A 20,646-nucleotide genomic window follows, 5' to 3' on the forward strand; every position below is an offset into this window, starting at 1 on the left:
AAAGTAAGGAGTGGTCGATTTTATGATGAAAGTCAAGCCCGTAAAACTCGGCAAAACCGAGCGGATGAGCTTCTCCCACATCGACGAAGTCATTGAGATGCCCAACCTGATCGAGGTCCAGAAGAATTCCTATCAGTGGTTCCTGGACGAAGGTCTGCGGGAGGTATTTCATGATATCAGCGTCATTGAGGATTACACCGGCAACCTCGCGCTGAGCTTCGTGGATTACCGCCTCGACAAAGAGCCCAAGTACAGCATCAAGGAGTGCAAGAGCCGCGACGTCACCTACGCAGCACCCCTGCGCGTCACGGCCCGCCTGCTGAACAAGGAGACCGGCGAGGTCAAGGATCAGGAGATCTTCATGGGAGACTTCCCCCTGATGACCGATGCGGGCACCTTCGTCATCAACGGCGCCGAGCGCGTCATCGTCAGCCAGCTGGTTCGTTCCCCGGGCGTGTTCTATGGCGCCGCCAAGGACAAGGTGGGCAACGACTTGTTCAGCGCCACCATGAACCCCAACCGCGGCGCATGGCTGGAGTATGAGACCGACGCCTCCGACGTCTTCTACGTCCGCATTGATAAGAACCGCAAGCTGCCCGTCACCGTCCTGTGCCGTGCGCTGGGCCTGTCCAGCAATGAGGACATCCTGAACTACTTCGGCGAGGATGAGCGCATCCTGGCCACCCTGGAGAAGGATACCACCAAGAACACCGAGGAAGGCCTGCTGGAAGTTTACCGCAAGCTGCGCCCCGGCGAGCCTCCCACGGTGGAGTCCGCCACCAGCCAGATCAACATGCTCTTCTTTGACCCCCGCCGGTACGATCTGTCCCGGTTCGGCCGTTATAAGATGAACAAGAAGCTGGCTCTGGCCCGCCGCATCATCGGCCAGGTCGCCGCTGAGAACGTGGTGGACCCCCTGACCGGTGAGCTGCTGATCGAGGCAGGGGAGAAGATCACCCGCGCCAAGGCCGAGCAGGCGGACGCCGCCGGCGTCAACCTGGTCACCCTGATGATCGACGACAAGCCGGTGAAGGTCATCACCAACGGCTGCGTGGACGCACAGGGCTTCTTCTCCTTCGACGTGAAGGAGTGCGGCATCAACGAGCGCTGCTCCTTTGAGGAACTGCGCAAGATCCTGGACACCACCAGCGATGCCGAGGAGCAGAAGGAACTGCTCCGCCGCAACCATGACCTGCTGATCGGCCGCACCCTGACCGTCACCGATATCCTGGCCTCCATCAACTACCTGAATGGCCTGGCCCACGGCATCGGCACCACCGACGATATCGACCACCTGGGCAACCGCCGTATCCGCAGCGTGGGCGAGCTGCTCCAGAACCAGTTCCGGATCGGCTTCTCCCGCATGGAGCGCGTCATCCGTGAGCGCATGACCCTGCAGAGCCAGGATCAGAGCACCCTGACCCCCCAGGCCCTCATCAACATCCGTCCTGTGGTGGCCGCCATCAAGGAGTTCTTCGGTTCTTCGCCTCTGTCCCAGTTCATGGATCAGAACAACCCCCTGGCTGAGCTGACCCACAAGCGCCGTCTGTCGGCCCTGGGCCCCGGCGGTCTGAGCCGTGACCGCGCAGGCTTCGAAGTTCGCGACGTTCACTACAGCCACTACGGCCGCATGTGCCCCATTGAGACCCCCGAAGGTCCCAACATCGGTCTGATTTCCTACCTGGCATCCTATGCCAAGATCAATGAGTACGGCTTCATCGAGGCTCCCTACCGCCGCGTCGAAAAGACCTACGACGAGAAGGGCCGCGTCATCGACCAGGTGGTCACCGACGATGTGGTCTATATGACCGCCGACGTCGAGGATGAGTACGTGGTTGCTCAGGCCAACGAGCCTCTGGACGAGGGCCGTCACTTCAAGCGTCAGCGCGTTTCGGCCCGCCGCCGGGATGAGATTCTGGAAATCGACGCCGAAAAGGTGGACTTCGTGGACGTTTCTCCCCGGATGATGGTTTCTGTGGCTACCGCCATGATTCCCTTCCTGGAGAACGACGACTGTAACCGTGCTCTGATGGGCTCCAACATGCAGCGTCAGGCCGTGCCTCTGATGGTCACCCAGCAGCCGCTGGTGGCCACCGGTATGGAGTACAAGGCCGCCACCGACTCGGGCGTCGCAGTTCTGGCCAACAGAGACGGCGTGGTCGAGCGTGTGGATGCAGACCACGTGGTGGTCCGCAACGACCAGGGCGGTGTGGATGATTACAGCCTCATCAAGTTCGCCCGCTCCAACGCAGGCACCTGCATCAACCAGCGTCCCATCGTGACCGTGGGCGAGACCGTCAAGAAGGGCCAGGTCCTGGCCGACGGCCCCGCTATGCGCAACGGCGAAATCTCTCTGGGCAAGAACGCTCTGATCGGCTTCATGACCTGGGAGGGCTACAACTACGAGGACGCCGTTCTGCTGAACGAGAAGATCGTCCGTGAGGACGTGTACACCTCGATCCACATCGAGGAATATGAGACCGAGTCCCGCGACACCAAGCTGGGACCCGAGGAAATCACCCGCGACATCCCCAACGTCTCGGAGGACGCCCTGAAGGATCTGGACGAGCGCGGCATCATCCGCATCGGCGCCGAGGTCAAGAGCGGCGACATCCTGGTCGGTAAGGTCACCCCCAAGGGCGAGACCGAGCTGACCGCCGAGGAGCGCCTGCTGCGCGCCATCTTCGGTGAGAAGGCCCGCGAAGTCCGCGACACCTCTCTGCGCGTGCCCCACGGCGAGTACGGCATCATTGTGGATGTCAAGGTCTTTACCCCCGAGAACAGCGACGAGCTGCAGCCCGGCGTCCGTGAAGTGGTCCGCTGCTATATCGCCCAGAAGCGCAAGATCAGCGTCGGCGACAAGATGGCAGGCCGTCACGGCAACAAGGGTGTTGTCTCCCGCATTCTGCCTCAGGAAGATATGCCCTACCTGCCCGACGGCACCCCGCTGGACATCGTGCTGAACCCCCTGGGCGTTCCTTCCCGTATGAACATCGGTCAGGTCCTGGAAGTCAACCTGGGCTATGCGGCCAAGGCCTGCGGCATCAAGGTCATGACCCCCGTCTTCGACTCCGCCCGTGAGAACGACATCGGCGACACCTTCGACACCGCCCGCGAGAAGTGGCACGGCGAGAACGCCCCCGCGTATCCCACCAAGCTGCCCAAGATCATGGGTGAGCAGGGCCACATCATCGACTTCTCCAAGATCGAGCTGGACCGCGACGGCAAGACCACCGTGTACGACGGCCGCACCGGCGAGAAGTTCGATAACCGCGTCACCGTGGGTTATATGTACTACCTCAAGCTGCATCACCTGGTCGACGATAAGATCCACGCCCGTTCCACCGGTCCCTACTCTCTGGTTACCCAGCAGCCCCTGGGCGGCAAGGCCCAGTTCGGCGGCCAGCGCTTCGGCGAGATGGAAGTCTGGGCCCTGGAGGCTTACGGCGCAGCCTACACCCTGCAGGAGATCCTGACCGTCAAGTCGGACGACGTGGAGGGCCGTGTCAAGACCTACGAGGCCATCGTCAAGGGCGAGCCGGTGCCTCAGCCCGGCATCCCCGAATCCTTCCGCGTCATGCTCAAGGAACTGCAGTCTCTGGGTCTGGACGTCATCGTCCAGGACAAGGACGGCAACGAGATCGATATGCGCCAGAACTTCGACGAGGAGGAGACTGGCTTCGATATGCGTGAGGTCGCCGGCGTGGAGAACGTGGTGCAGGAGAGCGAGCTGCTCAACGACTACACCATCAAGGATGCCGACGCAGGCTTTGACGATGCCGCTTCCCTGGAGGACAGCCCTGCAGCCGACGCAGGCCAGCCGGCGGACGAAGTTGACTTCGACGAATAAAAACAGCCGGTTTCGCATCGGAACTTGTTATAGAGATTAAGGAAGGGTTCGATTCATGGAAAACACCGTTTTCGATTCGATCAAGATCGGTCTTGCCTCTCCCGACCAGATCCGTAAATGGAGCTACGGCGAGGTGAAGAAGCCCGAGACCATCAACTACCGCACCCTGAAGCCCGAGCGGGACGGCCTGTTCTGCGAGCGCATCTTTGGACCCACCAAGGACTGGGAGTGCCACTGCGGCAAATATAAGCGTATCCGTTATAAGGGCAAGATCTGCGAGCGCTGCGGCGTCGAGGTCACCAAGGCCAAGGTCCGCCGTGAGCGGATGGGCCACATCGAGCTGGCCGCCCCTGTCAGCCACATCTGGTACTTCAAGGGCATCCCCAGCCGCATCGGCCTGATGCTGGACATCAGCCCCCGCCTGCTGGAGAAGGTTCTGTACTTTGCCAGCTATATCGTTGTGGATCCCGGCCTGACTCCGCTGGAGAAGAAGCAGCTCCTGACCGAGAAGGAATACCGGGAGATGCAGGAGCGCTACGGCGACGAGTTCAACGCCCAGATGGGCGCTGAGGCCATCCAGGCCCTGCTGGCCGAGATCGATCTGGACCAGCTGTCCGCCGAGCTGACCGCCGAGGTGGAGAAGGCCAGCGGCCAGAAGCGGATTCGCATCCTGAAGCGTCTGGAAGTGGTGGAGGCATTCCGCATTTCGGGCAACCGTCCCGAGTGGATGATCCTCACCGTTCTGCCGGTTCTGCCGCCTGACCTGCGCCCCATGGTTCAGCTGGACGGCGGCCGCTTCGCCACCACCGACCTGAACGATCTGTACCGCCGCGTCATCAACCGCAACAACCGTCTGCGCCGCCTGCTGGAGCTGGGCGCTCCCGACATCATCGTCCGCAACGAAAAGCGGATGCTGCAGGAGGCTGTGGACAGCCTGATCGACAACGGCCGCCGCGGCCGTCCCGTCACCGGCCCCAACAACCGCGCCCTCAAGAGCCTGTCCGACATGCTGAAGGGCAAGCAGGGCCGCTTCCGTCAGAACCTGCTGGGCAAGCGTGTTGACTACTCCGGCCGTTCGGTTATCGTCGTCGGCCCCGAGCTGCGGATGGACCAGTGCGGTCTGCCCAAGGAAATGGCTCTGGAGCTGTTCAAGCCCTTTGTCATGAAGGACCTGGTGGAGAAGGGCGTAGCCAACAACATCAAGTCCGCCCGCAAGATGGTGGAGCGGGCCCGTCCCGAGGTTTGGGACAGCCTGGAGACCGTCATCAAGGGCCACCCGGTTCTGCTGAACCGCGCACCTACCCTGCACCGTCTGGGCATCCAGGCCTTCAACCCGGTGCTGGTGGAGGGCCGTGCCATCAAGCTGCACCCCCTGTCCTGTACCGCATTCAACGCCGACTTCGACGGCGACCAGATGGCTGTCCATCTGCCCCTGGGCGAGGACGCCTGCCGTGAGGCCAAGATGCTGATGCTGGCTTCCGGCAACCTGCTGAAGCCCTCGGACGGCGCACCTGTTACCGTGCCCACCCAGGATATGATTCTGGGCAGCTACTACCTGACCACCGTCCGTGAGGACGAGGAAGGGGCAGGGAAGGTGTTCTGCGATGAGAACGAGGCCCTGATGGCCTACGCCGAGCACATCGTCACCCTGCACGCTCCCATCAAGGTCCGCCGCACCATGGTGCTGGACGGCGTGGAGCGCAGCGGCCTGGTGGATACCACCGTCGGCAGCATCATCTTCAACACTCCCGTTCCCCAGAACCTGGGCTACGTGGATCGTACCGATCCCGCCCACTGGCTGGACTACGAGATCAGCTTCCGGGTCACCAAGAAGACCCTGCCCGACATCATTTCCCGCTGCCTGACCCGCAACGGCAGCCGCGCTTGTGCCAAGATGCTGGACGCCATCAAGGCCCAGGGCTACAAGTACTCGACTCTGTCGGCCATCTCGGTCGCCGTCTGCGACGCCGTGATTCCGCCCCAGAAAGCCGAGCTGCTGGAGGAGGCCGACGTCAAGGTCTCCCAGGTCAGCAAGCTGTTCAACCGCGGTCTGATCTCCGAGGAAGAGCGCTACAAGAAGACCATCGATATCTGGCAGGCCACCACCGACAAGGTCTCCAAGGCCCTGGCCGACAACCTGCCCAAGGACAACGAGATCTATATGATGGCTGACTCGGGCGCCCGTGGTTCTATGAACCAGATCAAGCAGCTGGCCGGCATGCGCGGCCTGCTGGCCAACACCGCCGGTCAGACCATCGAGATGCCCATTCGCGCCAACTACCGCGAAGGTCTGAACATTCTGGAATACTTCGTTTCCGCTCGTGGCGCCCGTAAGGGTCTGGCCGATACCGCTCTGCGTACCGCTGACTCGGGTTACCTGACCCGCCGCATGGTCGACGTCTCGCAGGATGTCATCATCCGTGAGCTGGACTGCGGCACCTCCGACGGTCTGGAAGTCTCCGAGATCCACGAGGGCAAGGAGAAGATCGAGTCCTTCCGCGAGCGCCTGATCGGCCGTTACGCCGTGGGCGACGTGGTCAACCCCACCACCGGCGACGTCATCGTGCCCGAGGGCAAGATGATGGACCTGTACGATGCCGAGAAGATCGAGGCTGCCGGCATCACCCACCTGAAGATCCGCAGCCTGCTGACCTGCCGCGCCAAGACTGGCGTCTGCGCCCGCTGCTACGGCTCCAACATGGCTACCGGCGAGCCGGTCCAGCTGGGCGAGTCAGTCGGTATCATCGCAGCACAGTCCATCGGTGAGCCGGGCACCCAGCTGACCATGCGTACCTTCCACACCGGCGGTATCGCCTCTGCGGAAGATATTACCCAGGGTCTGCCCCGCGTCGAGGAGCTGTTCGAGAGCCGCCGTCCCAAGAGCATGGCCATCATGAGCGAAATCTCGGGCGTTGTCTCGCAGGATGACTCCAAGAAGAACGTGGTCATCAAGGTCACCGGCAAGGACGAGACCGGCGCCGAGGTGGTCAAGAGCTATTCGATTCCCTTCACCCAGCACGCACGGGTTATGCCGGGCGACCGCGTGGAGAAGGGCGACATCATCACCCGCGAGGGCGTTCTGTATCCCCAGGACATCCTGGCTGTCAAGGGCCTGTCCGACGTCCAGAACTACCTCATCAGCGAGGTCCAGAAGGTTTACCGTCTGCAGGGCGTTGAAATCAACGACAAGCACATCGAGGTCATCATCCGTCAGATGTGCCGCAAGGTCCGCGTGACCGACGCCGGTTCTTCCGACCTGATCGGCGGCGCTCTGGCCAACCGCCTGGATGTGGAGAACATCAATGAGGAGCTGTCCGCCCGCATCGCAGCAGGGGAGACCAACCTCAAGCTGGTGGAGTACCAGCAGGTGCTGCTGGGCATCACCAAGGCTGCCCTGGCCACCGAGTCCTTCCTGTCGGCTGCTTCCTTCCAGGAGACCACCCGCGTGCTGACCGAGGCTGCCATCAAGGGCAAGGAGGATAAGCTCTCCGGCCTGAAGGAGAACGTCATCATCGGTAAGCTGATCCCCGCAGGCACCGGTCTGCCGGAGGTCCGTGAGGATCTGGTCCGCCGCGAGCAGGAGCTGGATCAGGAGCTTTCCGCTGAGGCAGAGGCTGCCAACCAGTAACCTTTTTCTGTAATCAAAGCCCCATCTGCGGCCCGCCTGCAGGTGGGGCTTTTTGGTTGCCGACAGCTCATGTCAGAAAAAAATTTTATTTGTGGTATAAAACAAAAATTTTCTGGAAAAACTGTTGACATCGCAGAGGATTCTGTGTACAATAAACATGTTGCGCTCCACCTTAAGGGTGAAGTGCGGCATATTGTGCCGGACAAACCTCCGGCGAAGAAAACTATAGGAAAGGAGAAACACAATGCCTACTTTTAACCAGCTTGTACGCAAAGGCCGTGATGTCCTGGCTACCAAGAGCACTGCTCCCGCTCTGCTGAAGAGCTACAATTCTCAGAAGAAACAGTATTCTGATCTGAACAGCCCCCAGAAGCGCGGTGTCTGCACTGCCGTCCGTACCATGACCCCCAAGAAGCCCAACTCTGCACTGCGTAAGGTTGCTCGTGTCCGCCTGACGAATGGTATCGAGGTCACCTCTTACATTCCCGGCATCGGCCACAACCTGCAGGAGCACTCGGTCGTTCTGATTCGCGGCGGCCGTGTCAAGGACCTGCCCGGTGTGCGTTACCACATCATCCGCGGCACTCTGGATGCCCAGGGTGTTGCAGGCCGCAACCAGGCCCGCTCCAAGTACGGCGCAAAGCGTCCCAAGGCCGGTGCTGCTAAGAAGTAATAAAACCTTAAACCGCCATAAAAGGCTTTCCATATATAAATAACAAGTCTGCGCGATAACACGGTAGATGGCAACGGTTTATGTAAGGTCAGCTCTTTGTGACACAACGGGAGTTTTATACTTTCGAGTACCGATGATATCATTCTGTGAAGGAGGGAAGAAAGATGCCTAGAAGAGGTAACATTGCTAAGCGCGATGTCTTAGCTGATCCTATTTACAATTCCAAGATGGTTACTCGCCTTGTCAACAGCGTCATGCTGGACGGCAAGAAGGGCGTTGCTCAGAAGATCGTTTATGATGCTTTCACCATGATCCAGGAAAAAACAGGCAACGATCCCCTGGAGGTCTTTGAGAAGGCCATGGAGAACATCATGCCCAGCCTCGAGTGCAAGACCCGCCGCGTTGGTGGCGCCAACTACCAGGTTCCTCTGGAAGTCAGCCCCGCCCGCCGCGAGACCCTGGGTCTGCGCTGGCTGACCGCCTACAGCCGCAGCCGTGGTGAGAAGACCATGAGCCAGCGTCTGGCTGCTGAGATCATGGACGCCGCCAACAACACCGGCGCCGCCGTGAAGAAGCGTGAGGATACCCATAAGATGGCTGAGGCCAACAAGGCTTTTGCTCATTTCCGTTATTAATCTGCAGGAGGTACATTCATGGCTACACCCAGAGAAGTTTCTCTTCAGATGACTCGTAACATCGGCATCATGGCTCACATCGATGCCGGTAAGACCACCACCACCGAGCGCATCCTGTACTACACCGGTATTACTCACAAGATCGGTGAGGTGCACGAGGGTGCTGCTACGATGGACTGGATGGTCCAGGAGCAGGAGCGCGGCATCACCATCACTTCTGCTGCAACCACCTGCTACTGGAGCCACAGCGACCTGCAGAAGGACCCCGTTGCAGCTAAGAAGAATCGTCACCGCATCAACATCATCGATACCCCGGGCCACGTGGACTTCACCGTTGAGGTGCAGCGTTCTCTGCGCGTTCTGGACGGTTCGGTGACCGTTCTGGCCGCCAAGGGCGGTGTTGAGCCCCAGTCTGAGACCGTTTGGCGTCAGGCTGACGAGTACAAGGTCCCCCGCATGGTTTACGTCAACAAGATGGACACCATGGGCGCCGACTTCTTCAACTGCATCAAGATGCTGCACGATCGCCTGCACGCCAATGGCGTGGCGATCCAGCTGCCCATTGGCTCCGAGGACACCTTCAAGGGCATCATCGACCTGGTCGATATGACCGCTGAGGTTTACTACGACGATATGGGCAACGACATGCGCGTCGAGGAGATCCCCGACGACATGAAGGATCAGGCCGAGGAGTACCGCAACATCCTGGTTGAGGCTGTTGCCGAGAACGACGAGGCTCTGATGGAGAAGTACCTCGAGGGCGAGGAGATCACCCGCGAGGAACTGAAGGCCGCTATCCGCAAGGAGACCATCGCCAACACCCTGGTCCCCGTTGTCTGCGGTTCTTCCTACAAGAACAAGGGCGTCCAGAAGCTGCTGGATGCTATCGTGGACTATATGCCCGCCCCCACCGATATCGAGGACATCAAGGGCGTGAACCCCGAGACTGAGGAGCCCGAGACTCGTCCCTCTTCCGACGACGCTCCCTTCGCAGCTCTGGCCTTCAAGATCGCTACCGACCCCTTCGTCGGCAAGCTGGCATACTTCCGCGTTTACTCGGGTAAGGTCGAGGCTGGCACCACCGTCTACAACTCGGTGAAGGACAGCCGTGAGCGCATGGGCCGTATTCTGCAGATGCACTCCAACCACCGCAAGGATATCGACTGCTGCTACGCCGGTGATATCGCGGCCGTTGTTGGTCTGAAGAACACCACCACCGGTGACACCCTGTGCGACGAGAACCACCCCATCATCCTCGAGTCGATGAAGTTCCCCGAGCCGGTCATCCGCGTGGCTATCGAGCCCAAGACCAAGGCCGGCAACGAGAAGATGGGCATCGCCCTGGCCAAGCTGGCTGAGGAAGACCCCACCTTCAAGACCTACACCGACGAGGAGACCGGTCAGACCATCATCGCCGGCATGGGCGAGCTGCACCTTGAGATTATCGTCGACCGTCTGCTGCGCGAGTTCAAGGTTGAGGCCAACGTTGGCGCTCCCCAGGTTGCTTACCGTGAGACCATCCGGAAGGCTGCCAACCAGGAGACCAAGTACGCCCGTCAGTCTGGTGGTAAGGGCCAGTACGGTCACGTCAAGATCAAGATCGAGCCCAACGAGCCCGGCAAGGGTTACGAATTTGTCAACGCCATCGTGGGCGGCGCTATCCCGAAGGAATACATCCCGGCTGTCGACAACGGTATCCAGGGTGCTATGAAGGCGGGTGTTCTGGCCGGCTACCCGGTTGTTGACGTCAAGGTCACCCTGTGGGATGGTTCTTATCACGAGGTTGACTCCTCTGAAATGGCCTTCTCCATCGCCGGTTCCATGGCTTTCAAGGAAGCTATGCGCAAGGCTGATCCCATCATCACTGAGCCCATCATGAAGGTTGCAGTCATCGTTCCCGACGAGTATCTGGGCGATGTCATCGGCGACCTGAATGCACGCCGTGGTCAGATCCAGGGCATGGAGGCTATGGCCGGCACCCAGCGTGTCAACGCTATGGTTCCTCTGGCTCAGATGTTCGGCTACGCCACCGACCTGCGTTCCAAGACCCAGGGCCGTGGCCAGTACGTCATGGAGCCGTCTCACTACGAGCCGGTGCCCAAGAACATTGCCGACACCATTATTGCAGGCCGTACCAAGGCGTAAGGGCTGCATAAACTGCTGAAGTTTTGGCTTCTGCGGTAAAAAATCTGGAAAATCTCTTGATTTTGTAGGGATAATCTAGTAGAATAGCTTTGCAATGCAATTATGCAGGCGCGAGGCTGTTATAACCAAACGAAACCGATTTAAAGGGAGGATATTCCAATGGCTGAAAAGGCAAAATTTGACCGTTCTAAGCCGCATGTTAACATCGGCACCATCGGCCACGTTGACCATGGCAAGACCACTCTGACTGCCGCCATCACCAAGGTTCTGGCCCTGAAGGGTGGCGCAGACTTCATGGACTACGCCAACATCGATAAGGCTCCCGAGGAGCGCGCTCGTGGTATCACGATCAACTCCGCTCACGTTGAGTACCAGACCGACAACCGTCACTACGCTCACGTTGACTGCCCGGGCCATGCTGACTACGTTAAGAACATGATCACTGGTGCTGCTCAGATGGACGGCGCTATCCTGGTCGTTGCTGCTACCGATGGTCCCATGCCCCAGACCCGTGAGCACATCCTGCTGGCTCGTCAGGTCGGCGTGCCCTATATCGTCGTGTTCATGAACAAGTGCGATATGGTCGACGACGAGGAGCTGCTGGATCTGGTCGAGATGGAGATCCGCGAGCTGCTGAACGAGTACGACTTCCCCGGTGATGACACCCCCATCATCCGTGGCTCTGCTCTGAAGGCTCTGGAGTGCACCTCCACCGATCCCAACGCTCCCGAGTACGCTTGCATCAACGAGCTGATGGCTGCTGTCGACGAGTACATTCCTACTCCCGACCGTCTGGCTGACAAGGACTTCCTGATGCCCGTCGAGGACGTCATGACCATTTCTGGCCGTGGCACCGTCGCTACCGGCCGTGTCGAGCGTGGCACTGCTAAGGTTGGCGATCAGATGGAGATCGTTGGCATCCGTCCCGAGCGTCTGACCACCACCATCACCGGTCTGGAGATGTTCCGTAAGTCTCTGGACTTCGCTCAGGCTGGCGATAACATCGGCGCTCTGCTGCGTGGTGTTGATCGTACTCAGATCGAGCGTGGCCAGGTTCTGGCTAAGCCCGGCTCTGTCCATCCTCACACCAAGTTCGAGGCTCAGGTCTACGTCCTGACCAAGGAAGAAGGCGGCCGTCACACTCCCTTCTTCTCCAACTATCGTCCTCAGTTCTACTTCCGTACCACTGACGTGACCGGCATCATCAACCTGCCCGAGGGCACCGAGATGTGCATGCCTGGCGATAATGTCACCATGAGCGTTGAGCTGCTGACTGCTGTCGCTATGGAAGAGGGCCTGCGTTTCGCTATCCGTGAGGGTGGCCGTACCGTTGGTTCCGGCGTTGTTGGCAAGATCATTGAGTAATTTTGCCCAACCCTTCTGAGGAAGTAAAGCCTTAGAATCCAGCCCCTTTTCGCTTTCAAAGCGGGAAGGGGCTTTTTTGTATTGGAAAACAGGAGGGGAGTCCATGAAGAAACTGTATCTGATCGGCGGCCCCATGGGCGTCGGCAAAACCACTGTCTGTCAGATCCTGAAAAAGAAGCTGGACCGATGTGTCTTTCTGGACGGGGACTGGTGCTGGGATATGAACCCCTTTGTGGTGAATGAAGAGACAAAGGCTCTGGTCCTGGATAATATCTGCGGCATGCTGGGGCGGTTTCTGGGCTGTACTGCATTTGAGAATGTGGTGTTCTGCTGGGTGATGCATCAGCAGGAGATTATGGATACCATCCTCTCCCGGCTGGACACCAGGGGATGGCAGGTGATTTGTGTGTCTCTCACTGCCTCGCCCCAGGTGCTGACCCAGCGGCTGGAAAAAGACATTGCGGCGGGCAGGAGACAGACGGATGTGATTCCGAGGAGCCTGGCGCGGCTGCCGCTTTATGAAGGACTGGCGACCGCCAAACTGGATACTTCCCGGTGGACCGAGGAGGAAACGGCAGAACAAATCGCAAAGCTGGGATCGGCTGTCTGAAATCAAAGAAAACAGTCGCTTTTCTTCTGAAACTATGGTATAATAGCCAGAGAATATTGTTTTCTAATGGGCGCACAGCGCCTGTTCTATGCCACAAAAGCACTGCGACTGTGGTGGTGGCAAGACAACATGTTTGGAATATAATGCAGGAGGATACAGCATGCAGCATGAAACGATGATCGTACTGGACTTTGGTGGCCAGTATAATCAGCTGATCGCACGCCGGGTGCGTGAGAACAATGTTTACTGTGAGATCTATTCCTATAAGACCGACCTGTCGGTGATCCGCGCCAAGAATCCCAAGGGCATCATCTTCACCGGTGGTCCCAACAGCGTCTATCTGGAGGATTCGCCCAGCTGCGATCCCGAGATCTTTACCTGGGGCGTGCCCATTCTGGGCATCTGCTACGGCAGCCAGCTGATGACCCATCTGCTGGGCGGCAAGGTATCCCGCGCTCCCGAGCGGGAGTACGGCAAGACCGAGGTCTTTGTGGACACCACCAGCAAGCTGTTTGAGGGTGTGCAGCCCTCGACCATCTGCTGGATGAGCCATAACGACTACATCGAGAAGGCCGCCACCGACTTCAAGATCACGGCTCACACGGCCAACTGCCCTGTGGCAGCCATGGAAAACGCCGAGAAGGGCCTGTACGCAGTCCAGTTCCATCCCGAGGTGCTCCACACCGCCGAAGGCAAGAAGATGCTGCACAACTTTGTTTACAATGTCTGTGGCTGCTCCGGCGACTGGAAGATGGACTCCTTTGTGGAGAGCAATGTCCAGGCTCTGCGCGAAAAGATTGGCAGCGGCCGGGTCCTGTGCGCTCTGTCGGGCGGCGTGGATTCGTCGGTGCTGGCCGCTATGCTGGCCAAGGCCGTCGGCAAGCAGCTGACCTGCGTCTTTGTAGACCACGGCCTGCTGCGCAAGAACGAGAAGGAAGAGGTGTGCTCGGTGTTTGGTCCGGGCAACCCCAACTTTGACATCAACTTTGTCTGCGTGGACGCCCGCGCCCGCTACTTCAGCAAGCTGGCCGGCGTCACCGAGCCCGAGCGCAAGCGCAAGATCATCGGTGAGGAGTTTATCCGCGTCTTTGAGGAAGAGGCCAAGAAGATTGGCCAGGTGGATTTCCTGGCACAGGGCACCATTTACCCCGACGTGGTGGAGAGCGGTCTGGGCGGCGAGTCCACCGTCATCAAGAGCCATCACAACGTGGGCGGCCTGCCGGATCACGTTGACTTCAAGGACCTGGTGGAGCCCCTGCGCAACCTGTTCAAGGACGAAGTCCGCCAGGTTGGCCGCGAGCTGGGTCTGCCGGAGTATCTGGTCAACCGCCAGCCCTTCCCGGGCCCCGGTCTGGCCATCCGCATCATTGGTGAGGTGACCCCCGAGAAGGTTGCCATCGTGCAGGATGCCGACGCAATTTGGCGCGAGGAAATCGCCAAGGCCGGCCTCGACAAGGAGATCAGCCAGTACTACGCTGCCCTGACCAACATGCACAGCGTGGGCGTCATGGGCGATGAGCGCACCTACGACTACGCCGTGGCGCTGCGCGCTGTGACCACCACAGACTTCATGACCGCTGAGAGCTACAATGTGCCCTGGGATGTGCTGGGCACCGTCACCAGCCGCATTGTCAATGAGGTCAAGCATGTGAACCGCGTCCTCTACGACTGCACCGGAAAACCCCCCGCCACCATTGAGATGGAGTAATCAAACTTCTTTGAAAAACCTAGTATCTACGCGATATTTTGAAGGCGATGAGCCTCCTTGATACTGAATTGATACTAACGGGGATTACTCCAAACATAGGGACATGAGAATGCCCTCTGAAAAACGGTAAGTTTTTCAGAGGGCATTTTTGTGTCCCTTATTCTTTTTTCCACTTTTTCTTGGGCTGGAACTTCCCGCAGCCGTCAGAGGTCTGGGGCCAATTGAGTTTCCATTCTTGATACTCCTCTTTGGTGATCTGGCCGGCTTGAAGCTCTTTTTTACGCAGCTGCCACTCCCGCATGAACTCATCCAAAAGCCGATAGTTAAAGCTGACTGCCATGTGGGAACTGGAGGAATCAGGATCGCTTACTTCATACAGCTTGGTACTGGGGTAGTGCTCATCCAATTCGAACAGAGTATACATGATGTCTTCTGCAGCATACAAGGTGGGCTCATATAGGGAGCGGTAGTTGACATCCAAAGCCTCGGCCATTTTGCGGAGCAAATCTTCCTTGGGAGTACGTGTGTTGCTTTCATACTGTGCAATGCGGATGTCTGCACTTTTTTCATCAAAGCCTACGGCGATGCCCAATTCTTTCTGGGTCAAACCTCGAAAGTTGCGGGCACGTTTGATTCGATCTCCGACTGACATGGCGAAGCCTCCATACTAAACATTTTTGTTGAATCTAGTATAACATATCAAAATAAGGATGGCAAGAGAAACTTAAACAAAAAAGTTCAATTAAATTTTGGCCAGGCTATTGACTTAACAGAATTTGTTTAGTATAATGTGTACTAAACAATAAAGCTTAGTAAATTGAATGACCGCCCACCCAGTCCAAACCGCCAAGACCCTCTGAAAAGAGGCGAGCGCCCCGCAAGGGGACGACACAGCACCGAAAAGGGGATTTGCCTGTCGGAGACTGGGTGGGGAGAACGGCACCGAAAAATCAAACCCATCAGAGAAAGGAAGAAGCGATGGAAAACAGAATCTTTATGAGCGCAGCCGAAGTGGCAAATGAGCTGGGCATCTCCAAAGCCCTGGCATATAAGATGATCCGTCAGTGGAATGGGGAACTGCAGGCCCGGGGATTCACTACCATCGGGGGCCGTGTCAGCCGCCGGTATTTTCTGGAAAAGATCTATGGGGCAGAGGAGAGGGGGTGAGAGGATGCCAGCCTATAAAGATCCGATGAAGGAAACATGGTATACAGCCTTCTATTATGAGGACTGGAAGGGCGTCAAGAAAAAGAAATTGAAGCGAGGTTTTCCCACCAAGAAAGCTGCTCTGGCATGGGAACGGGAGTTCTTGGTGCAGAAGGCAGCAGATGTAAGCATGGAATTTGAGAAGTTTGTAGAACTTTATATCTCAGACAAAAGAGATCGGCTTCGGGAGAATACTTGGTCCACAAAAGAAAACATCATTGAAACAAAGATTCTGCCGTATTTTAAAAACAAAAGGCTGGAGGACATCCAGCCTAGAGATGTGATTGCCTGGCAGAATGAGATGATCCAATACCGGGACCCGAGTGGAAAAGCCTACTCGCCAGCCTATTTGAAAACACTCCACAATCAGCTGAGTGCCATTTTCAATCATGCGATCCGGTTTTATGGTTTGAAGTCGAACCCTGCAGCGATAGCTGGAAACATGGGAAAGGACAAACACAAAGAGATGCTGTTCTGGACGAAGGAAGAGTATCTCAAGTTTGCAGATGCCATTATGGATAAGCCACAATCTTATTATGCCTTTGAGGTGTTGTATTGGTGTGGCATCCGGGAAGGAGAGCTGCTGGCATTGACGGCAGCGGATTTTGATTTGGAAAAGGGACTCTTGTCCATCACGAAATCCTATCAACGGCTCAAGGGCCGGGATGTCATTACCGATCCAAAGACGCCCAAAAGCGTTCGAGTTATTCAGATGCCTCGGTTTCTGACAGAAGAAATCCAGGACTATTTCAAATCCATTTATAAGCTTCAACCAAATGACCGGATTTTTCCGTTGACAAAAAGTTATCTGCACCATGAAATGGACCGAGGTTCAAAGAGCGCAGGTGTGAAACAGATTCGGATTCATGACTTACGGCACTCCCATGTTTCTCTTTTGATTGAAATGGGTTTTTCTGCTCTGGCAATCGCGGACAGGGTAGGGCATGAGAGCATTGATATCACGTATCGGTATGCCCATCTCTTCCCGACCCGGCAGAAGGAAATGGCAAATAAGTTGGACATGGAAAGGGGATTAGAAAATGTCACACAAAAATCGTGATGAACACAACCGCTGGAGGAATAAAACTGTAGCATTCCGGATGTCACCGGAGGAGGACAAGCAGTTGGAAACCTATGTGAAATTGTCTGGACTGACCAAGCAGGACTATATCATCCGCCGGCTGCTGGAAAGGGAGGTGATCGTCCAAGGAAATCCTCGGGTATTTAAGGCTTTGCGGGAGCAGCTGGTGGCTATTTTAGAAGAACTCCGGCGGATTGAAGCCGGAGCAGAAATGGACCAGGAAATGCTGGAAGTGATCCAGATGATTGCTGTTATCTTGGATGGAATGAAGGAGGAAACTGCCTATGGAAATTGACGCAAAAGAAAAGACTGCCCTGGACTCATCTGTTGGCGCAGATGAAGGGCAGCCGATTCCAAAAGACAATAATAGTATATCCAATTCCGCTTCCAAAATCAATAATTCAAACCTAAAAACAAAAGAAGGTCTGCATGATAGACGCCGGAAAATGCAAGGTATGTTTGATCCGAACTACCTTTATACAGTTTCGATGACAGAGCTATACCAAAACACGTATAAAAGCAGGTCGGCGATCATCGAAGGGGTTCTCTATCCCGGGACGTATCTTTTGGCAGGAGCCCCTAAAATTGGAAAGTCGTTCCTTGTAGCCCAGCTGGCTTACCATGTCAGCACTGGAAAAGAATTGTGGGGCTATCAAGTGAAACAGGGAACTGTTCTCTATCTGGCGCTGGAAGATGACCATCGCAGATTACAGGAACGAATGTATCGGATGTTTGGGACGGACAGCAGTGAAAAGTTGTTCTTTGCTACCTGTGCAAAACAGATTGGGAGTGGACTTGAGGAGCAACTGAAAAAGTTCATGCAGGAACATTCGGATACGAAACTGGTGATTCTGGATACCCTTCAAAAAATCCGGGAAGTAGGGAATGAGAAGAACAGCTATGCAAAGGACTATGAAATCATCGGTAAATTAAAGCAGATTACCGATGAAAGCGGGTGCTGTTTTCTGCTGGTTCATCATACCAGAAAACAGCAGGCGGATGATAAATTCGATATGATTTCAGGAACAAATGGTTTACTTGGTTCAGCCGATGGAGCTTTTATGCTTGTCAAAGAAAGACGAACAGATCAGACTGCAACTCTGGATGTGTCGGGGCGTGACCAGAAGGACCAGAGAATCTATCTTACCAGAGATAACGAGCGTTTAATTTGGGAACTGGATCATGTCGAAGCGGAGCCTTGGGTGGAGCCGCCCGATGCGGTTCTGGAGGCAATTGCAGCGCTTGTAAACGAAACCTCTCCGGTATGGAATGGGACAGCTACAGAGCTTGTAACGGCTCTTGGCTTGGATCTTAAACCGAATGCCTTGGCGATGCGTTTGAATATTCGAGCTGGAAAACTAGAAGATCAGTATCATATATGCTATACTAGTAATCGCAACCATGCTGGAAGAAATATCCAGTTGGTTTTTACCCCTCCGCAATCCCCACCCGAACGTGACGGCCGTGACAGCCGTGACGACCTTTAAGGGGCGATGGCATCATGCAAAACTATCGTCACGGTCGTCACGGTTGTCACCAACAGGAGAAATGCGAAAGGAGCAATGACCATGGATTTTGAAATGATGCAGGCGAGCATTCAGCAGGAAAAGGCAAAAAAGTTTGAACTTTTAATGCCTAAACTAATTGAGGCTGTAAAAAATCAGGATTGGGAAGAAGTGGAATCGCTTCTCACTCTCAGTCCGGACATTATGGCAGAGGGTCTGGAATATGCCTATCCGTATCTGCCGGATGAGTATAAATTTAGCATCCCGACCGATTGCTATACCCAAAATGGAGACCATATGCCTATCGTCCGGAAATACGTCCGGCAAGCGAGAAAATATGCTCCCATAGAGAAACGAATTCCGGCAGAGATGATCTCTATGAAAGAGATTACAATCTACCGGGCAGGTACTGAGCCTATGGACAAGGCAAGGTACCGTATCTCCTGGACAACTTCCATCGAAAAGGCACAGTGGTTTTATGACAGGGCACTGCACTTCGGGAGCCCGGTATGCCATCTGTATCGTGGCGTCATTCGACCGGAGCAGATCATCTGGTATACCGATGATCGGAACGAAAAAGAAGTAATGCAGTATGGTTCGGTCAGGAACATTGAAGAAATAGCAAGGTAAACCGCAACCACATGAAGAATACGGGTGCTGGCCATAACAGTTTTTGTTATGGCTGGCACCCGTAATTTTTTGGGCAAATGGGCCGTAACAGTCCTATTTGAAATGCGGTGGCGGACCCTGACCGAAAACGGCTCCCGCAGGAGCCGTAGTCCCCCTCGGAGAGCCCCTCGGGAGAGCCCACGGCACTTTGCAGCCTCCGGCTGAAAGTGTCATAGTGGGTTATTACACTTCCGCAGAAGTGCATCTCCCGGACCTCCCCGTATCTGCCGCCCAGTGGGCGAGAAAGGAGCGTTATGGCAAGAGGCGACGGTATCGACCGTACCAGCGCGAGAAATATGAGATTGACCACACAGAAATTGAAAAATGCCCAGCAGCATAACGAGCGCGAAAAGGACTCCTACGTCAACCCAGATATTGTCCCGGAACGCTCCCACCTGAACGTCCATTTCAAGAAGCCGGATGGCAGCTATCTGGAGCAGTTTGAGCGAATGGAGGCAGACGGCATCATCTCCACCCGCGGCCTCAAGGAGGACGCTTTCCGGTATGGAGAGCTGGTCTTTGATGTGAACTCCGCTTATTTCTTCAACCGAGGCGGGTATGAGTTTGCCAAAGAATTCTATGAAGCCGCCTATCAGGCTGCGGTTCAGATTGTAGGCGGTGAACAGTATATCCTGTCCGCAGTGATGCACGCCGATGAACGCAACCGGGCCATGTCAGATATCCTGGGTCAGGATGTCTACCACTACCACCTCCATGTGGTCTACGTCCCAGTGGTAGAAAAGCAAATCCTTTGGACCAAACGATGCAAAGATAAGTCCCTGGTGGGAAAGGTGAAGGAGACCATTATGCAGGTTAGTATGAGCAAGAAATGGGCCTCCAAACCCATCCTGGATGAAACCACCGGTGATCCGCTGCGGACCGAGAAGGGAAAACCAATCCTCAAGAAATCTTACAGCGTCCTCCAGGATGACTTCTTCCGGTATATGCAGGAAGCGGGGTATACCGATATTGAACGAGGAGAACGTGGCAGCTCGGAGGAGCATCTGACCGTAACTCAGTTTAAGGTTCAGAAGGAGCAGGAGAGACTGGCAACGCTGACCGAGCAGACCCAGCAGAAAGAGCAGCAGGCTGCCTCTCTGGAAAAGAAGCTGGAGAGAGTCCAGCGGCAGCAGGTGGAGGTACAGAAAGTGGAGCAGATTGAAGCCCGGCCTGTGCCGCTTTCCTCTAAGGTGCTTCTGGAGCGCTCAGAATATGAAGCACTTTCAGCCGCTGCCAAGAAGTACTGTACCCAGGAGCATAAGGTGGTCAGTTTAAAGAAAGCTTTGGACGCCGCCAATGAGCTGATCGGAGAACTGAAGACCAAAGTGGCCGCTTTGAATGCAGAATTACAGGGATATAAATCGGTCCGGCGTCAGCTGAACACAGCAGGCCTGGAACAGGAAAATGCAGTCCTGAAAAAGAAGCTCCAGAGCTATGAGGCAGAAATTGAAAGGAACAAACTCTGGCATCTTTTTGACCAGTTCAACGGTAGGAAACAGAAAGAAAAGGTCTAAGAAGCCAGCATAGAATAATCGCCTGTATTTATACAAATAAAAGTACGAAGCGCAGGC

General features: G+C 56.1%; 15 protein-coding genes. 14 read left to right on the forward strand and 1 reads right to left on the reverse strand.

Annotation, left to right across the window (positions count from 1 at the left end; all coding sequences use genetic code 11):
- Positions 1 to 22 precede the first annotated feature (22 nt).
- The 8 genes from B5E67_RS00295 (at position 23) to guaA (ending at position 14,614) form a co-directional block, all read left to right on the forward strand.
- Positions 23 to 3,850 carry a DNA-directed RNA polymerase subunit beta gene (locus B5E67_RS00295; protein ID WP_087381603.1) on the forward strand — a complete coding sequence of 1,276 codons (3,828 nt, stop codon included), beginning with the start codon at positions 23 to 25 and terminating at the stop codon, positions 3,848 to 3,850.
- Between the two features lie 55 nt (positions 3,851 to 3,905).
- Positions 3,906 to 7,478, forward strand: a complete 3,573-nt coding sequence (rpoC, locus tag B5E67_RS00300; protein WP_087381606.1) for a DNA-directed RNA polymerase subunit beta' — start codon at positions 3,906 to 3,908, stop codon at positions 7,476 to 7,478.
- A gap of 244 nt (positions 7,479 to 7,722) precedes the next feature.
- Positions 7,723 to 8,151: a 30S ribosomal protein S12 gene (gene rpsL / locus B5E67_RS00305; RefSeq protein WP_087230386.1), complete on the forward strand. Its 429-nt coding sequence runs from the start codon at positions 7,723 to 7,725 to the stop codon at positions 8,149 to 8,151.
- Between the two features lie 164 nt (positions 8,152 to 8,315).
- Positions 8,316 to 8,786, forward strand: a complete 471-nt coding sequence (gene rpsG, locus B5E67_RS00310) for a 30S ribosomal protein S7 (protein WP_087246659.1) — start codon at positions 8,316 to 8,318, stop codon at positions 8,784 to 8,786.
- An 18-nt stretch (positions 8,787 to 8,804) separates the two neighbouring features.
- A complete protein-coding gene (gene fusA / locus B5E67_RS00315) occupies positions 8,805 to 10,931 on the forward strand; it encodes an elongation factor G (RefSeq protein ID WP_087381609.1) in 2,127 nt (708 codons plus the stop codon).
- A 159-nt stretch (positions 10,932 to 11,090) separates the two neighbouring features.
- Entirely contained in the window at positions 11,091 to 12,296 is a 1,206-nt protein-coding gene (tuf, locus tag B5E67_RS00320; RefSeq protein ID WP_087381612.1) for an elongation factor Tu, read from the forward strand.
- A 103-nt stretch (positions 12,297 to 12,399) separates the two neighbouring features.
- Positions 12,400 to 12,906 (forward strand): AAA family ATPase, encoded by a 507-nt coding sequence (locus tag B5E67_RS00325; RefSeq protein ID WP_087381616.1) that lies wholly within the window; start codon positions 12,400 to 12,402, stop codon positions 12,904 to 12,906.
- 160 nt (positions 12,907 to 13,066) lie between these two features.
- Positions 13,067 to 14,614, forward strand: coding sequence for a glutamine-hydrolyzing GMP synthase (guaA, locus tag B5E67_RS00330; protein WP_087381618.1), 1,548 nt, complete (start codon positions 13,067 to 13,069; stop codon positions 14,612 to 14,614).
- 157 nt (positions 14,615 to 14,771) lie between these two features.
- Here guaA and B5E67_RS00335 read toward each other — a convergent pair whose 3' ends face one another.
- A complete protein-coding gene (locus B5E67_RS00335; protein ID WP_087381621.1) occupies positions 14,772 to 15,266 on the reverse strand; it encodes a helix-turn-helix transcriptional regulator in 495 nt (164 codons plus the stop codon).
- Positions 15,267 to 15,592: 326 nt separating this feature from the next.
- Between B5E67_RS00335 and B5E67_RS00340 the strand changes: the two genes are divergently transcribed.
- From B5E67_RS00340 to B5E67_RS00365, 6 genes are all read left to right on the forward strand, one after another.
- Positions 15,593 to 15,781 carry a helix-turn-helix domain-containing protein gene (locus B5E67_RS00340; protein WP_087381624.1) on the forward strand — a complete coding sequence of 63 codons (189 nt, stop codon included), beginning with the start codon at positions 15,593 to 15,595 and terminating at the stop codon, positions 15,779 to 15,781.
- A 4-nt stretch (positions 15,782 to 15,785) separates the two neighbouring features.
- A complete protein-coding gene (locus tag B5E67_RS00345; RefSeq protein ID WP_087381626.1) occupies positions 15,786 to 16,880 on the forward strand; it encodes a site-specific integrase in 1,095 nt (364 codons plus the stop codon).
- Positions 16,861 to 17,196, forward strand: a complete 336-nt coding sequence (locus B5E67_RS00350; protein WP_087381629.1) for a hypothetical protein — start codon at positions 16,861 to 16,863, stop codon at positions 17,194 to 17,196. Before B5E67_RS00345 ends, B5E67_RS00350 begins: the two co-directional genes overlap by 20 nt.
- Positions 17,186 to 18,388: a helicase RepA family protein gene (locus B5E67_RS00355; protein WP_087381632.1), complete on the forward strand. Its 1,203-nt coding sequence runs from the start codon at positions 17,186 to 17,188 to the stop codon at positions 18,386 to 18,388. The genes B5E67_RS00350 and B5E67_RS00355 overlap by 11 nt, the downstream gene beginning before the upstream one ends.
- A gap of 81 nt (positions 18,389 to 18,469) precedes the next feature.
- The gene (locus B5E67_RS00360) at positions 18,470 to 19,036 is read left to right on the forward strand and encodes a hypothetical protein (RefSeq protein ID WP_143405360.1); all 567 of its coding nucleotides are present in this window, start codon (positions 18,470 to 18,472) and stop codon (positions 19,034 to 19,036) included.
- A gap of 293 nt (positions 19,037 to 19,329) precedes the next feature.
- Positions 19,330 to 20,589, forward strand: coding sequence for a plasmid recombination protein (locus tag B5E67_RS00365; RefSeq protein WP_087381637.1), 1,260 nt, complete (start codon positions 19,330 to 19,332; stop codon positions 20,587 to 20,589).
- Positions 20,590 to 20,646 lie beyond the last annotated feature (57 nt).

It is taken from the genome of Faecalibacterium sp. An122 (assembly GCF_002160895.1).
GTDB lineage: Bacteria > Bacillota > Clostridia > Oscillospirales > Ruminococcaceae > Faecalibacterium.